The organism is Martinezella lusitana, from assembly GCF_900094565.1.
GTDB classification, from domain to species: domain Bacteria; phylum Pseudomonadota; class Alphaproteobacteria; order Rhizobiales; family Rhizobiaceae; genus Rhizobium; species Rhizobium lusitanum.
The window spans coordinates 499,472-514,413 of sequence record NZ_FMAF01000005.1 but is presented as its reverse complement, the minus strand read 5'-3'; the positions used below and the strand labels follow the sequence as shown (position 1 = coordinate 514,413).

The window sequence follows — 14,942 nt, the reverse complement described above, 5'->3', positions numbered from 1 at the left end:
GGACGTAGGTAGGCATGGTCCTTGGGGGTAGGGTAAGCTGGCTTCGCGCCAAGGGCGGCAAGAACGAGAGCAAGGTCTCTTTCGTCGAGCTGTTTTTCGATCTGGTGTTCGTTTTCTCGATTTCCCAGCTTGCGCATTCCCTGGCGGAGCACTTCACGCCGCTGGGAGCCCTGGAATCCGTCATACTGATCTTTGCGGTATGGTGGGTATGGGTCTTCACGGCTTGGGTCACGAACTGGCTCGACCCCGACCGTATGCCTGTGCGCATCATGCTGTTCGTTCTGATGTTTGCCGGGCTTATACTGTCTTCCGCTATTCCCGATGCCTTTGGCGAGAAGGCGATTTTCTTTGCGGGCGCCTATGTCTTCATGCAGGTTGGCCGTTCCCTGTTTACGGTCTATGCCCTCAGGGATGTCAGCCCCGCCAATCACCGCAATTTCCTTCGCATCACTTCCTGGCTGGTCCTGTCCGGCGTCTTCTGGATCGTTGGCGCGTTGATGGAAGGCGAGATGCGGGTGGGTCTCTGGCTGGCCGCGCTCGCGATCGAATATTCAGCGCCTGCGCTCGGCTTCCGGGTTCCGGGTCTCGGCAAGTCGACGGCTGCGGATTGGGACGTATCCGGCGCGCATATCGCCGAACGCTGCGCGTTGTTCATCATCATCTGCCTCGGCGAAGCTGTCCTTCAGGCCGGCAAGACCTTTGCCGAACAGCCGGTCTCGCCTTTGATCGTCGCGGTGTTCATCACCGCTTTCGCCGGCACTGTTGCCTTGTGGTGGATTTACTTCCAGTTCGGGCATGAGCGTGCGGCCCACCGCATTGAGCATGACGACACGCCCGGCAGCCTTGCGCGGCAGGCCTTTACCTATGCGCATATCCCTATTCTTGCAGGCATCATCCTGAGCGTGGTTGGCGACGAATTCCTGTTCGCGCATCCGCACGACCAGGCCGATATGCACACCGCCGCTGCCATTCTCGGCGGCCCGGCCGTGTTCCTGATCGGAAATCTCTGGTTCAAGGGGGTGACGACCGGCCGGCCGCCACTGTCGCATCTGGTAGGCCTCGTCGGATTGGGATTGTTGCTTTTCACCTTGCCGGAGGTCGTGGTCTACCAACTCGGCATTCTCGCAACAGCCGTGCTCGTCGTCGTGGCGATCTGGGAGTTTGCGTCCCTGACAAGGGTCGTCCCGTCGGCGCGCTCGACCGGCGATCACTGATCGCCGACCGTCTCCAGAGGTTCGCTCTCGTCCTGCATCAGCAGGCTGACGATACGCTCCATATGCACAGTCATTCTCTCACACTCTTCGATAGGTGCATGCGACAGCATGCGGTCGATGAGAGCGGTTTGAATGGTCATGGCCTCTTCCGTGACGCGCCGGCCCGTCTCTGTCAGATGGAGGCGCAGAACGCGCTTGTCCTGCTTATCTCCACGGCGTTCGATCAGGCCGCGGTTTTCCATCTGCGGCAGCAGCATGCTCATGTTGGAGCGGCCGACCAGCAGCTTGCGCGCTAGCTCCTGCTGGGAGATACCCTCGAAGCGAAACAGATTGATGAGAATGTCGAGGTGCGGCGGCTTGATGTCGAGATGCGCGAGCGCGCGACCGAGCGATTGCTGCATCAGCTGGCAGGCGCGCGCCACGGCGATCCAGCTTCGAAAACGCGGATGGTCCCAGGGAAGGGATTGATTTTTGTTCATCGTTGTACTTTATTGTTCATAGTTGAACATTTCTGGATTCCCACTATGCCATCCTTTGCGCTCAAGGTCACCCGGTCGGGATTATCCGGTCTCGGCAGGCTTTCTCCGGAGCTCGCCGGCAAGGCAGCTTTCAGGCTTTTCTGCCTGACGCCGTCGCGGCGGCCTCGCGGCTCCAAGGCCAGGGCGGCACATATGGAGGGCAGACAACGTCTTGTTACGGCCGAACAGGTCATGCTGTCCTTTCCGGGCGGCAGGGCGATGGCCTATCGTTTCAACGGAGGAGCCAAGGGGCCACGCAAGCGCTACCTTGTTGTGCATGGTTGGGGTTCCAGCAGCGAATATATGTCTGAGCTGACCGTTTTTCTGGCGAATACGGGGGCGGAAGTGATCTCGCTCGACCTTCCAGGCCACGGCCGCTCGGCCGGACGTTTCCTCAATGTGCGCCTTGCGGTTTCCGCTATCGCGGCTGCCTCCACCCGCTTCGGTGCTCTGGATGCCGCCATCGGGCACTCCTTCGGCGGTGTGTCGCTGGCGCTTGCCTCCGCGGGCTTTCTGCCTGGGATCGAGCCGCTCCAGACGGAGAGATTGGTATTGATCGGAGCGCCGAGTGCCATGGGATGGCTGTTCAGGGATTTCGGTGAGTTGATGGGCCTTGGCTCTGCGACCCAGATGGCGTTGGAGGCGGAGGCTGGGCGTGTCACAGGGCGGGCACTTGCCGCCTATGACGAACGGCGCGGCATTCTTAATCCAGGCCTGCCGGTTCTCGTCGTCCATGCCGAGGACGACAAGGAAGTGAGCGCAGACCATGCCCGCGCCTATGCCGCCGGGGGCGGGAATGTTCGCCTCTTCTGGGCCAACGGGTTCGGGCATCGGCGCATCGTCAGCGCCGCTCCGGTGCTCGAGGCGATAAGTGCCTTTCTTTCGGAGACGGTCAAAACGGGAAATTCGCACGAGGACGGCGACGGGACGGTGCTGTCGTTTTACCGAACTCCGGTACGGCGCTTATCGTAGTAACGGGATGCGCCGCGCCGGATTCGCGCAGCCGAGCCGCTTCGGCAAACAAAACCGCCGGCGTGCCTGGGAAGGCAGCGCCGGCGGTTGGCTGGCTTCATTTCTAGTTCTTGTAGATGAGCCAACTTTTGGTGAAATCCTTCTGCATGCTTTCCTGGTAGACGTTGCTGCAGTTGCGGCCGGCATTCTTGGCGCAATAGAGTGCGAGATCGGCCTTCTTGTAGAGCTCGCCGGGCTCCGAAGCTTCGGAGCCCATGCAGATGCCGAGCGATATGGTGATCGGACCGTAGTCGATCTTCGTTCGTGAATTCTTGAACGGCGTCGTTCCCAGGGCGCGGCGGATCCGCTCGGAAATCGCCGTGACCTCTTCCACCGTGGTGCCTTCCAGAATCAGTGCGAACTCCTCGCCGCCGACGCGAGCCACGAAGACATCACGCTGGACATTGGCGCGGAGAATAGAGGCGACGGTGGCAAGGATCTTGTCGCCGACCGGGTGGCCGTGGGTATCGTTGATCTTCTTGAAATGATCGATATCGGCCAGCACGAGCGCCGTCGTCGGACGAGTCAGCCGGTTGCCGAAGACGGAGGCCAGGCGATCCTCGAAGGCGCGGCGGTTGGAAAGCCGCGTCAGCGCGTCGGTATTGGCGATGCGCTTGTATTCGTCCAGTTCCTTGCGAACCTCATCCATTTCCTGGCTGCGCTGGGCGACGTTCTCAACGGTTTTTTCGCCCTGAGCCATGGTGTCACCGGTCGCGACCGTGAGCATATCGATGGCGTTGCGCAGCAGATCGGCGCTGTTGTTGCTTCTGGAGGTTATGCGTTCGGTGGTTTCGCCGAGCAGCCGGTTGTAGCTTTCGAGCGTGGCCTGCTCCTGCCGCAGCGCGCGAAGGATGGCGTCCAGCTCCGTGGTCAGGCGTACGTGCGCGTCATCGAAGATACGGCCCGCATGGACGGAGAAATACTTGGCCCCGATCGCATCCAATTCCTCCTGCGTGGCGTTGCTTCCGAGAGCGGCCAGCTCACGGGTCAGAGTAGGATTGGATCCGATATAGGCCTCGTAGAATAGCTCGTAATTGCGCGGAATAGCTGCGACCCCCATGGATCGCATGGCGTAGGTAATCTGCCCTGCCACGTCGGGAGTTTGCGCCCTCGGCGCAATCGCCGTACTCATCGGTGAGCTCCGTTATATGTCAACTAAATCACTATTTTTACTTATACCAAGATTCTTTGAAAAATATTAAGAGGATGACCGTGGAAATTCATTCGCAAATATAGATTTATTCAAATGTTTTATAGCTAAAGCATTTTTTACTAAGGAAGGCGCCAGTGGCGCCTTCCTTGGACCCGGATTGCCTGGATATTGTTACCCTAGGTTGAGCTCCTGAAAGAAGTCGTTGCCCTTGTCGTCGATGACGATGAAGGCGGGAAAATCCTGAACCTCGATTTTCCAGACGGCTTCCATGCCAAGTTCGGGATATTCCAGCACCTCGACCTTCTTGATGCAATCCTGAGCCAGGCGCGCAGCCGGACCGCCGATCGAGCCGAGATAGAATCCGCCATGCGTCTTGCAGGCCTCGCGCACGGCGCGCGAACGGTTGCCCTTAGCGAGCATGATCATCGAACCGCCGAACGACTGGAACTGATCGACATAGCTGTCCATGCGGCCTGCCGTCGTCGGACCGAAGGAGCCGGATGCGTAGCCGGCGGGCGTCTTGGCCGGGCCGGCATAGTAGACCGGATGGTTCTTCAGATATTCGGGCATGCCTTCGCCTTTTTCCAGGCGTTCGCGGATCTTCGCATGCGCTAGGTCGCGCGCCACGATGATGGTGCCGGTCAAGGACAGGCGTGTCTTGACCGGATGCTGCGACAGCTCGGAAAGGACATCGGCCATCGGCCTGTTGAGGTCGATGCGAACCGTCGATTCGGAAAGCTTCGCCTCGTCGATCTCAGGCATATATTTCGACGGATCGGTCTCAAGCTGCTCGATGAAGATGCCGTCGCGGGTGATCTTGCCCTTGGCCTGACGGTCGGCTGAGCAGGAGACACCGAGACCGATCGGCAGCGAGGCGCCGTGGCGGGGCAGGCGGATGACGCGGACATCGTGGCAGAAATACTTGCCGCCGAACTGCGCGCCAACGCCGAGGCTCTGCGTGAGCTTATGGATTTCCTTTTCCATTTCGATATCCCGGAAGGCGTGCCCGCTTTCGGAGCCCTCCGTGGGAAGACAGTCCAGGTAGCGTGTCGAGGCAAGCTTGACCGTCTTGAGGGTCATCTCGGCCGATGTGCCGCCGATGACGATGGCGAGATGATACGGAGGACAGGCCGCCGTGCCGAGCGTCAGGATCTTCTCCTTGAGGAAGTCCAGCATGCGGTCGTGCGTCAGCAGCGATGGCGTGCCTTGATAAAGGAAGGTCTTGTTGGCCGAACCGCCGCCCTTGGCCACGAAGAGAAATTCGTAGGCGTCGGTGCCTTCCTCATAGATATCGATCTGCGCCGGCAGGTTGTTCTTGGTGTTCTTTTCCTCGAACATCTTGATAGGGGCGAGCTGCGAATAGCGCAGGTTCTTCTTCTCGTAGGCGTCGAGCACGCCCTTGGCCAGCGCACTGCTGTCGCCGCCTTCGGTCCAGACGCGGCGGCCTTTCTTGCCCATGATGATCGCGGTGCCCGTATCCTGGCACATGGGCAGCACGCCGCCGGCGGCGATGTTGGCGTTCTTCAACAGATCATAGGCCACGAAACGATCGTTGTCGGTCGCTTCCGGGTCTTCGAGGATTGACGCCAATTGTTTCAGATGGCCCGGGCGCAGCAGATGGTTGATATCGGCGAAGGCTGTCTCGGCTAGCAGCCGGATGCCTTCCGGATCGACGGTCAGGATTTCCTGGCCCTTGAATGCGTCGACGGAGACGTAATCGCTGGAAATCTTGCGGTAGGGGGTCGTGTCGTCGCCGAGTGGAAATAGATCGTCAGCCATTTGGGAAACCTTTCAAGCCGGATGGCGGAGGAAGATGTTTGGAAACGATCTAGATCCGGCTCGAACCAAAAGCAATTGCTTGGCTGCCGCTAAGGAGTTTCAAAGCAGCAGATCGTCGATGGAAAGATGCGCAGGTCGGGTGGGTCCTCCCATGCCGAGACCTTTTGCCCGGCCTCTCACCCTGGCCCTCTCCCCGCACCGCGGGGCGAGGGGACGACCAAGCAAGACAACGGTCGCTCCACACGGATGGAAGGTCTGTGATTTAACGCGGTAAACTCCCTCTCCCCGCATGAGCGGGGAGAGGGTTGGGGGAAGGGGCCAGGCAGGCAATTGAGTCACCGGCGGGTGTGCCTGACCTCACCGAATGACGAACCTATTTCGGCCCGATCATCGTTTCCGGGCGGACGATGGCATCATATTCTTCCGAGGAGACCAGTCCGCTCGCCAAAGCTTCTTCCTTCAACGTCGTGCCGTTCTTGTGTGCCGTCTTGGCGATCTTGGCGGCATTGTCGTAGCCGATTTTCGGCGCGAGCGCCGTCACCAGCATCAGCGAACGTTCCAGGCCAGCCCTGATGTTATCCTCGCGAGCTTCGATGCCGACAACGCAATTGTCGGTGAAGGAGATGGCGGCATCGCCGAGCAGCTGCACCGACTGCAGGAAATTGTAGGCCATCATCGGATTGTAGACATTGAGCTCGAAGTGCCCCTGGCTGTCGGCGAAGGTCAGGGCGGCATTGTTGCCGAAGATATGGATGCAGACTTGGGTCATCGCCTCGCACTGCGTCGGATTGACCTTGCCCGGCATGATCGACGAGCCCGGCTCGTTTTCCGGCAGCGCCAGTTCGCCGAGACCGGAGCGCGGGCCCGAGCCGAGCAGGCGGATGTCATTGGCGATCTTGAAGAGCGCAGCCGCTGCCGCGTTGATCGCGCCGTGGCTGAACACCATCGAGTCATGCGCGGCAAGCGCCTCGAACTTGTTCGGGGCCGTGACGAAGGGCAGGCCGGTGATCCCAGCGATTTCGTTTGCCACCTTCTCGGCAAAGCCGATCGGCGCGTTGAGACCGGTACCGACGGCCGTGCCGCCCTGGGCAAGTTCGCAGAGACCCGGCAATGTCAGCTCTATTCGCTTGATGGCCGAGGCGACCTGGGCGGCATAGCCGGAAAACTCCTGGCCCAGCGTCAGCGGCGTTGCATCCTGCGTATGGGTACGGCCGATCTTGATGATATGGGCGAAATCGGCGACCTTCTTTTCCAGCGCCGCGTGCAGATGCCGCAGAGCCGGCAGCAGGTGATGAGCGATCTCTTCGGCGCAGGCAATGTGCATCGCGGTCGGATAGGTGTCGTTCGACGACTGGCTCATGTTCACGTGATCGTTCGGATGGACGGGCTTCTTCGAGCCCATGACGCCGCCCAGCATTTCGATCGCGCGGTTGGAGATCACCTCATTGGCGTTCATGTTCGACTGCGTGCCGGAGCCGGTCTGCCAGACAACAAGCGGAAAATGGTCGTTGAGTTTGCCGTCGATGACTTCCTGCGCGGCAGCGACGATCACTTTACCGAGAGCAGGGTCCAGCTGGCCAAGCTCCATGTTGGTTCGCGCAGCTGCCTGTTTGACGATGCCGAGGGCGCGTATGACCGAGAGAGGCTGCTTTTCCCAGCCGATCTTGAAGTTGCCGAGCGAGCGCTGCGCTTGCGCGCCCCAATAGCGGTCGCTGGCGACTTCGATCGGGCCAAAAGTATCGGTTTCGGTGCGGGTGGAAGTCATGTTCCTGATCCTGCTTTCCATTGAAATAGATAGCAGTCATATAGGCCGGAACGACGCTTATGAAAACACCGAAGGGGCTATTTCATGACAGGGGTGATCATGTTTTCACGCGCCCGCTCAGGCGTGCTCTTTTTAACACGCTCCGTAGATATTCTTGAAGGCGTTTTTTCCGTCGCGCAAAAATCTCAGGAAATTTCAATAGAAGATTAACCAATAATTTCATAATTTTGTGTGAATTAAATCGTGGAAAACGTCTCCGCTTTGTAACGTGAAGTTGAGGCATTGAACGAAAGGCGGGGTCTCGCCGTTTTCATTGTAGTCGTTATACGATGTTTCCGACATCGCGGCCGGGTTGAAAACAGCACCGCTAGCTCGAAGTTACCGCTCGACAAGGGACTGATTACAGAATGAAACTCGTCACCAAAGCCACAGCATCCGTCCTGGCTCTCTCCTGTTGCCTTTCCGCCATCGGCGTCACGTCCGCGAACGCCATGACCCTCATGGATTTCATCCGCGGTGGTCAGGGGCGTCAGCAGAGCACGCAAGTGTCTGCTCCGGTTCCTGCCAACCCGGCGCAAACAATGATGGAGCCCGGGCAGGCCAAGCTGCCGCTTCCCACGGTCAGCGCGCCGAAATATTATACCTACAAGGCAGACGCGATGCGTCTGGTGTCGACGACGCATTTTGCCGATCCGGTAGTGACCGGAGCCGTTGCCGATGCATCGCCTGCACCGGTTGCCGTCGATACCGAGTTGTCGCAGCGCCGCTACCTTGCCGATGCCCACGTCATGGCCACCAACGATGTGGCCAAGGCAATCGAGTCCTATTACGCTGATCAGAACAAGCCGTTGCTTTGGATCGCCGATCATGCTGTCACCGACAAGGCGAAGGCTGCGATGGCCGTTCTCGCCGACGCCGGTTCCGTCGGTCTCGACCCCTCGGATTATGCGGTGACGCCGCCGAGCTTCGACGCCGCCGCCGACCCGGTGATGCGCGACCGCGCCCTCACGCAATTCGAGCTGGCGCTCTCCAGCAAGGTGCTGATGTTCGTCCAGGATACGGTCCGTGGCCGTCTCGACCCGAACAGGATCTCCGGCTATCACGATTTCAAGCGCAAGGACGTCAATCTGCCGGCTACGCTCGACCTGCTGCGCGCCAGCCCGGACGTTGCCGCCTATCTCAACAGCCGCAATCCTTCCAACCAGCAATTTGTACTGCTGAAGGCCGAGCTTGCGAAGCTCAGGGCGGAGGCCAGTTCCGATGGTAGCCATATTTCCATCTCTTTGACCGGCACTCTGAAGCCGGGCGGCAGCTCGCCGGAGATGGCCAATATCGTCAAGGCGATCCAGCATCGCGGATCTGATGCGCTGAAGACCGCGCATGCCGGCGTTCTTGCTTCCTATCTGGGCACACCGGATTATACGCCCGACCTCGTGTCGCTGGTCGAAGACTTCCAGAAAGAAAAGGGACTGACCTCGGACGGCGTGATCGGCCCGTCTTCGGTTCGCGCCATGGTCGGCGAGAACAACGACACGAAAATCCAGAAGCTGATCATTGCCATGGAACAGCTGCGCTGGTTGCCGCCTGAACTCGGACCGCGCTACGTCCTGATCAACCAGCCGGCATTCATGGTCTATTACTACAACAATAACCAGGAACAGCTGTCGATGCGCGTCGTCGTCGGCGGCAAGCAGCATCAGACCTTCTTCTTTGAAAATCAGGTGCAGACCGTCGAGTTCAATCCGTTTTGGGGTGTTCCGCAATCGATCATCATCAATGAGATGCTGCCAAAGCTGCGCGCCGATCCGAACTATCTCGATCGCATGGGTTACCAGGTCGAAGTCGGTGGCCAAGCCGTGGCATCGTCCAGCGTCGACTGGTATGGCTCGACCAAGAACATCTCCGTGCGCCAGCCGCCCAGCGGCGACAATGCTCTCGGCGAACTGAAGATCCTCTTTCCGAATTCGCATGCGATCTACATGCATGACACGCCGCAGAAGAGCTTCTTCAAGAAAGACATGCGCGCGCTCAGCCATGGTTGCGTCCGCCTTGCCGATCCGCGCGCGATGGCTGCCGCCGTCCTGAACACCACGGTCGATGATGTCGCCAAGCAGATCGCAGACGGCCAGAACAAGGCCGTCGCCGTGCCGCAGAAGTTCCCGATCTACATCGCCTACTTCACCGCCTGGCCGAACAAGGACGGCGTTGTCCAATATTTCAACGACGTCTACGACCGCGACGCGGCGACTCAGAAGGCGCTCGATACGACCACCAAGTCGCGCACGGCTCAGATTTGAGTTGAGCGTAACGTCGAGAGACAAAAGGGCGGCCGATCGGCCGCCCTTTTGCAATTGTCCAGATATGCCCCACGCTTGGCTTCAAGACGCCTTTACGATCGTTTTAGTCCTTCGCCTCGATACGCCATTCACGGCTACCGAAGGTCACGTCGAAGCGCGATAGAAAGGAGCGGCCGAGCAAGCCGTCGACCTCGCCGCCCAGCGCCGCGTCGTTATCGAGTACAACGGCGGTGATGTCACTGGCCTCCACGCGCCCGACCTTCACTGTTGCAGCGGTGGTGTGCGTGGCCTGAGAAACGCCATTAGCCGTCTGAAGCAAAATTCCATTGTTGCCATCCACTTGCAATTTGGCTCGTGTGGCAAAGACCTTGCTCACTGCTACGAAGCTCGCTCCGGTGTCCACGATAAACGTGCCGTCCGTGCCATTGATCGAGACCTTGGCAAGGATAACGTTCTTGCCTTGTGTCGGGAACCGATCGCTGCCGGTGGCGTAGGTCGAGGCGCATTTACCCTTGTTTTCGTATTCCTTGATAATGCCATGCACGACCGCCGTGTCATTGCGGTCGGGATTGGTGGATACCCAGAGCTGAAGTGGACTGATCGCCTCGCAGTACTGGCCAAGTTCGCGATAACTGTTCGAGATTCCCTCGAATACGGTGCCATTCAATATCGCGATATTGTCAGTTAGACCGATGACCGAATAGTAGTCGTCGATGGCGTCACGATATTTCTTTGCACTTTCGCGAATCTGCGCACGCTGAAAATAATATCCGGGCATTCCCGGTGACATTGCTATCAAGTCATTCGAGATCTTCAACGCTTCGTCGAAATCGCTGAGGTCGCCAAGTATTTTGACTGCGGCGCTCAGGGCGACATTAGAGGGCTTGCACTTGTTGGAGAAGGCAATGAAGACCTTGGCTGCCTCGCGGCGGTAACCTTGTTTCTGCAGTTCATCTGCAAATTTGTAAACGGCATTCCAGTCGCAATGCTCGCGGCGCAGCATATCGAGATAGTTTGCCATTGTCGCTCGACCGGCGACGACGTTCGGCAGGGGATCGATGCCGAAATGTTGGTAGACGGCCAGAAGCGCCGGATCGGGTGCGGCGTAAGTCGCGTTATCGACGTAGCCGATGATGCGGTCACCATAGATGTAGAACCAAATTCCCGCGCATAATGCGGCGAAAATAATGAGTGTCCGGACAATTGGAGCAAGCCATCCCCTGCGGGTTGGCAACCTGCCGCCATTGCGGTCTTCGGGATCTGCTGTGAGCAAGCGGGCACTCCAACAACGAATTACCTTCCTGCCTTGACGCCAATCCCGGGTGAGCGTTTTCATTCCGGCGGTCTTGGAGCAGGCAGCGAAACGTCGCTAAGTTGTGTCGCAATCGCGCGAATCCCGCAAGGCCCTCTGCAACCTCGCGAACTGAACCAACAGGGATTTTGATAGTCTCAGGCGGCGAGCAGCCCCTCGACGAGTTCGGGCGTGAGTTCGTCGTAGTGGTAGATGATGCGGCTCGGGCCGAGCGTTTCGATACCAACATCGGAATAGCCGAAGGGGACGGCGATCGAGGGGACGCCGGCGTTGCGGGCGACAAGAATATCGTTGACGCTGTCGCCGATCATGACGGTGCGGCCGATATCGCCGCCGGCGCGCTCGACGGTGCCGATCAGGTGCTCGGCATTAGGCTTGCGCACGGCGAACGTGTCGCCGCCGGTGATGGTTTCGAAATAATGCGTGAGATCGAGCCTATCGAGAAGCGTGCGTGCGAGGGATTCCATCTTGTTCGTGCAGACGGCCAGCTTGTAGCCCTTGCTCTTCAGCGCGCCGAGTGCAGCCACGAGCCCGGGATAGGGTTGCGTGACGCCCGGCATCGTCTCTGAATAATGGGTAATGAAGCGCTGCATCAGGGTGGGCAATTCCTCCGAGGTCAGCGTATAGCCATGCAGCTTGCAGGCCCGTTCGATCATCACCTGCGCGCCATAGCCGACGAGGTGCGTCACGTCGTCATAGCTGACCGGTGGAAGCTTGAGCGCGGCGATCGTGTGGTTCAGGCTGATGATGAGATCTGCGTGCGTGTCCAGCAGCGTGCCATCGAGATCGAATACGACAAGAGGAGATGTCACGAGGAATCGGCCTTTGTATAAGAAGAAATAGAGCGTCTTTCGGAGTTAGAAGATCGCGCGGGCAATTGCAACAGAAGGCCCGGGAAGCCTCGGCAAAGAGGCGCGGGGATTTCTATCTTGTGCCGTTATTTTGGCTTTCGTTTGGCTGGAGAGCCGTGTAAACAGCAGACCAACGTAACAATGGGAGCAGGTGGCGCATGGACGCCCGCCAGATGAAGATTGAGGCTGCGAGGGCGGCCCTGACCTATGTCGAGAGCGGCATGCGGCTGGGGATCGGCACGGGCAGCACGGCGGAGGAGTTCGTTCGGCTGCTCGCCGAGAAAGTCGCGTCCGGGCTCTCGATCGAGGGTGTTCCGACCTCGGAACGGACGGCAAAGCTTTGCAATGAGTTGGGCGTGCCGCTAAAGTCGCTCGACGAGCTTCCTGCACTCGACCTCACCATTGACGGTGCCGACGAACTGGACGGTGCGCTCACTCTGATCAAGGGCGGTGGTGGCGCGCTGCTGCGTGAAAAGATCGTCGCAGCCTCGTCGGCCCGCATGATCGTGATTGCCGACGAAAGCAAGCTCGTTCAGACGCTTGGCGCGTTTCCGCTGCCGATCGAAGTCAATCCTTTCGGCCTTGCTTCGACGCGCATCCTCATCGAGAAGGCTGCGTCGCGTCTCGGCCTGTCGGGCGCGCTCAACCTGCGCGGCTCGGGTGACCATACCTTCGTCACCGATGGCGGACATTTTATTATTGATGCATCTTTCGGCCGCATTCCTGATGCAGAGGCGCTGTCGAATGCGCTCAATTCGATTCCCGGCGTTGTCGAACACGGGCTCTTTATCAATATGGCGACATTGGCGATCATTGCCGGCCCTGCCGGTGCGCGCACGTTGCAGGCGAACAATACATAGGAGCACTCATCTCATGATCAAATTTGCGGGTCTTGGCCGTTTTGCCGCTGCAACCATCCTTCTTTCGGGCATCGCGTTCGGCTCTGTCAGCGCTCAGGAAGTATCCGAGGACCAGATCAAGGCTGCCCGCGCCGCGATCAACGCGCTCGGCATCACCAATCAGTTCGACAACATCCTGCCGAACCTCGCCGAGCAGCTGAAGAGCACGATGATCCAAGCCAATCCGAACTTTGGCGACGCGATCAATTCGACGGTTGACGCCACTGCTCTGGCGCTCGCGCCGCGCCGCGCCGATCTCGAGCACGAAGCCGCCGTCACCTACGCCAAAGCCTTCTCGGCGGAAGAGCTCAAGGCAATCGCCGATTTCTACAATTCGGAGGCCGGCAAGAAGCTTCTGAAGGATGGTCCGCTGGCGACGCGCGAGCTTTACAAGGCCGCCGATATCTGGAGCCAGGGTATTTCGCGTGATCTAGCCAACCAGAGCAATGATGCTTTGCAGAAGGTTGTCAAGCAGCCGGTTGTCGCGCCGAATGCAGGCGCTGCCGCACAGCCTGCGCCGAAGCAGTAAACCGCAATTCTTTGCTGCGATCGTTCTCGAAACTGTGTTTCACGTTTTCGGGATAATCGGCAGGCGGTTGCAAATTCAAAGCCCGGATCATTCCGGGCTTTTCTTTTTATGCTCCGGCTTCCTATATGAATGCCGACCCCCATCAGCGCTTTGCGCGCCTTGTCATGTCTACAGGAGCCACCGATGCCTTCGTTTGATTTCGACCTTTTCGTGATTGGCGGCGGCTCCGGCGGCGTGCGCGGCGCGCGCGTGGCGGCATCGCTCGGCAAGAAGGTCGGCATTGCCGAGGAGTATCGCTACGGCGGCACCTGCGTCATTCGCGGCTGCGTGCCGAAGAAGCTTTTTGTCTATGCTTCGCAGTACAGCGAGCATTTCGAGGATGCGGCCGGTTTCGGCTGGACGGTCGGCGAAAGCAGCTTCGACTGGACGAAGTTGATCGAGGCGAAAGATAAGGAAATCGCACGGCTTGAAGGGCTCTATCGCAAGGGGCTCGACAATGCCAAGGCTGACATATTCGACACGCGCGCCGAACTCGTGGACGCTCATACAGTCCGCCTGTTGAAGACCGGGCAGACGGTGACTGCGGAAACCATCGTCATCGCGACCGGCGGTCGGCCGAACCTGCATACGTCCTTGCCCGGTTATGAGCTTTGCATTTCCTCGAACGAAGCTTTCCATCTGGCAGAGCTGCCAAAGTCGATCCTGATCGCCGGCGGCGGCTATATCGCCGTCGAATTCGCCAATATCTTCCATGGACTCGGCGTCGAGACGACGCTGATCTACCGCGGCGCCGAGATCCTGTCACGCTTCGACCACGATCTGCGCAAGGGCCTGCATGAGGCGATGGAGGAAAAGGGCATCCGCGTTCTTTGCCACGACATCATCACGAGCGTGGAGAAGACGGAGAATGGGCTCAGCGTCCGGACGAAGAACGACAAGGCCTTGACGGTCGATACGGTCATGCTTGCACTCGGTCGCACGCCGAATACCGCAAATCTCGGACTGGAAGCAGCCGGCGTCGCCATCAACGAGCAGGGCGCCATCGTCGTCGACGAATATTCGCGCACTTCCGTGCCGAACATCTATGCCCTCGGCGACGTCACCGATCGGGTCCAGCTGACGCCGGTGGCCATCCACGAGGCGATGTGCTTCATCGAAACCGTCTACAAAAACAATCCGACGCGGCCGGATCATGAGCTGATCCCGACGGCCGTCTTCTCGCGGCCGGAGATCGGCACGGTCGGCCTGACCGAAGAGGACGCGGCCAAGCGTTATCCGGAGCTCGAGGTCTATCGCGCGCAGTTTCGGCCGATGAAGGCGACGCTTTCGGGCCGCAATGAGAAGATGATCATGAAGCTGATCGTCAATGCCGCCGACCGCAAGGTGATCGGCGCGCATATTCTCGGCCATGATGCCGGCGAGATGGCGCAGCTGCTCGGCATACCCATCAAGGCGGGCTGCACCAAGGACGATTTCGACCGCACCATGGCAGTTCATCCGACCGCGTCGGAAGAACTGGTGACGATGTATTCGCCGAGCTATCGCATTAGCAATGGCGAGCGCGTGTAACGGATTGGATCGGCGCAGTCGTCGCCAGCGCCATAAAAGATTCGC

At 59.2% G+C, this 14,942-nt stretch carries 13 protein-coding genes; 7 read left to right on the top strand and 6 right to left on the bottom strand.

The genetic code is table 11. From position 1 onward, the window contains the following. Positions 1 to 14: 14 nt before the first annotated feature. Positions 15 to 1,214: a low temperature requirement protein A gene (locus GA0061101_RS14680; RefSeq protein ID WP_037202463.1), complete on the top strand. Its 1,200-nt coding sequence runs from the start codon at positions 15 to 17 to the stop codon at positions 1,212 to 1,214. Here the strand turns inward: GA0061101_RS14680 and GA0061101_RS14675 are convergent. Continuing rightward, positions 1,208 to 1,693: a MarR family winged helix-turn-helix transcriptional regulator gene (locus tag GA0061101_RS14675; protein WP_092573824.1), complete on the bottom strand. Its 486-nt coding sequence runs from the start codon at positions 1,691 to 1,693 to the stop codon at positions 1,208 to 1,210. The genes GA0061101_RS14680 and GA0061101_RS14675 overlap by 7 nt on opposite strands. 45 nt (positions 1,694 to 1,738) lie before the next feature. On the opposite strand from GA0061101_RS14675, the gene GA0061101_RS14670 reads away from it, so the two are divergent. Then, the gene (locus tag GA0061101_RS14670; RefSeq protein WP_092573823.1) at positions 1,739 to 2,704 is read left to right on the top strand and encodes an alpha/beta hydrolase; all 966 of its coding nucleotides are present in this window, start codon (positions 1,739 to 1,741) and stop codon (positions 2,702 to 2,704) included. A gap of 103 nt (positions 2,705 to 2,807) precedes the next feature. Here the strand turns inward: GA0061101_RS14670 and GA0061101_RS14665 are convergent, their stop codons facing one another. From GA0061101_RS14665 to fumC, 3 genes are all read right to left on the bottom strand, one after another. Next, positions 2,808 to 3,875 (bottom strand): GGDEF domain-containing protein, encoded by a 1,068-nt coding sequence (locus tag GA0061101_RS14665; protein WP_092573822.1) that lies wholly within the window; start codon positions 3,873 to 3,875, stop codon positions 2,808 to 2,810. A gap of 192 nt (positions 3,876 to 4,067) precedes the next feature. Continuing rightward, a complete protein-coding gene (locus GA0061101_RS14660) occupies positions 4,068 to 5,675 on the bottom strand; it encodes a fumarate hydratase (RefSeq protein WP_037202453.1) in 1,608 nt (535 codons plus the stop codon). Positions 5,676 to 6,048: 373 nt separating this feature from the next. Then, positions 6,049 to 7,440, bottom strand: a complete 1,392-nt coding sequence (gene fumC, locus GA0061101_RS14655) for a class II fumarate hydratase (RefSeq protein ID WP_047556772.1) — start codon at positions 7,438 to 7,440, stop codon at positions 6,049 to 6,051. 84 nt (positions 7,441 to 7,524) lie between these two features. Here fumC and GA0061101_RS40760 point away from each other — a divergent pair, with 84 nt between their 5' ends. Beyond that, the gene (locus tag GA0061101_RS40760) at positions 7,525 to 7,650 is read left to right on the top strand and encodes a hypothetical protein (protein WP_280951429.1); all 126 of its coding nucleotides are present in this window, start codon (positions 7,525 to 7,527) and stop codon (positions 7,648 to 7,650) included. A 197-nt stretch (positions 7,651 to 7,847) separates the two neighbouring features. After that, positions 7,848 to 9,737 carry a L,D-transpeptidase family protein gene (locus GA0061101_RS14650; RefSeq protein WP_037202445.1) on the top strand — a complete coding sequence of 630 codons (1,890 nt, stop codon included), beginning with the start codon at positions 7,848 to 7,850 and terminating at the stop codon, positions 9,735 to 9,737. Positions 9,738 to 9,840: 103 nt separating this feature from the next. Here the strand turns inward: GA0061101_RS14650 and GA0061101_RS14645 are convergent, their stop codons facing one another. Beyond that, positions 9,841 to 11,010 carry a retroviral-like aspartic protease family protein gene (locus GA0061101_RS14645; RefSeq protein ID WP_051964409.1) on the bottom strand — a complete coding sequence of 390 codons (1,170 nt, stop codon included), beginning with the start codon at positions 11,008 to 11,010 and terminating at the stop codon, positions 9,841 to 9,843. A gap of 176 nt (positions 11,011 to 11,186) precedes the next feature. Beyond that, positions 11,187 to 11,861, bottom strand: a complete 675-nt coding sequence (locus GA0061101_RS14640) for an HAD family hydrolase (RefSeq protein WP_037202444.1) — start codon at positions 11,859 to 11,861, stop codon at positions 11,187 to 11,189. 197 nt (positions 11,862 to 12,058) lie between these two features. Between GA0061101_RS14640 and rpiA the strand changes: the two genes are divergently transcribed. The 3 genes from rpiA to gor all read left to right on the top strand — a co-directional run bounded on the left by rpiA (position 12,059) and on the right by gor (position 14,897). After that, positions 12,059 to 12,760 carry a ribose-5-phosphate isomerase RpiA gene (rpiA, locus tag GA0061101_RS14635; protein WP_037202443.1) on the top strand — a complete coding sequence of 234 codons (702 nt, stop codon included), beginning with the start codon at positions 12,059 to 12,061 and terminating at the stop codon, positions 12,758 to 12,760. A gap of 13 nt (positions 12,761 to 12,773) precedes the next feature. Then, a complete protein-coding gene (locus GA0061101_RS14630) occupies positions 12,774 to 13,328 on the top strand; it encodes a DUF2059 domain-containing protein (protein WP_037202441.1) in 555 nt (184 codons plus the stop codon). A gap of 183 nt (positions 13,329 to 13,511) precedes the next feature. After that, positions 13,512 to 14,897, top strand: a complete 1,386-nt coding sequence (gene gor / locus GA0061101_RS14625) for a glutathione-disulfide reductase (RefSeq protein WP_092573821.1) — start codon at positions 13,512 to 13,514, stop codon at positions 14,895 to 14,897. The last annotated feature ends 45 nt before the right edge of the window (positions 14,898 to 14,942 follow it).

Bases quoted from the DNA above. Each gene is read 5' to 3' on its own strand.
- GA0061101_RS14680 (WP_037202463.1), top strand. From the start codon at position 15: ATGGTCCTTGGGGGTAGGGTAAGCTGGCTTCGCGCCAAGGGCGGCAAG.
- GA0061101_RS14675 (WP_092573824.1), bottom strand. From the start codon at position 1,693: ATGAACAAAAATCAATCCCTTCCCTGGGACCATCCGCGTTTTCGAAGC.
- GA0061101_RS14670 (WP_092573823.1), top strand. From the start codon at position 1,739: ATGCCATCCTTTGCGCTCAAGGTCACCCGGTCGGGATTATCCGGTCTC.
- GA0061101_RS14665 (WP_092573822.1), bottom strand. From the start codon at position 3,875: ATGAGTACGGCGATTGCGCCGAGGGCGCAAACTCCCGACGTGGCAGGG.
- GA0061101_RS14660 (WP_037202453.1), bottom strand. From the start codon at position 5,675: ATGGCTGACGATCTATTTCCACTCGGCGACGACACGACCCCCTACCGC.
- fumC (WP_047556772.1), bottom strand. From the start codon at position 7,440: ATGACTTCCACCCGCACCGAAACCGATACTTTTGGCCCGATCGAAGTC.
- GA0061101_RS40760 (WP_280951429.1), top strand. From the start codon at position 7,525: ATGACAGGGGTGATCATGTTTTCACGCGCCCGCTCAGGCGTGCTCTTT.
- GA0061101_RS14650 (WP_037202445.1), top strand. From the start codon at position 7,848: ATGAAACTCGTCACCAAAGCCACAGCATCCGTCCTGGCTCTCTCCTGT.
- rpiA (WP_037202443.1), top strand. From the start codon at position 12,059: ATGGACGCCCGCCAGATGAAGATTGAGGCTGCGAGGGCGGCCCTGACC.
- GA0061101_RS14630 (WP_037202441.1), top strand. From the start codon at position 12,774: ATGATCAAATTTGCGGGTCTTGGCCGTTTTGCCGCTGCAACCATCCTT.
- gor (WP_092573821.1), top strand. From the start codon at position 13,512: ATGCCTTCGTTTGATTTCGACCTTTTCGTGATTGGCGGCGGCTCCGGC.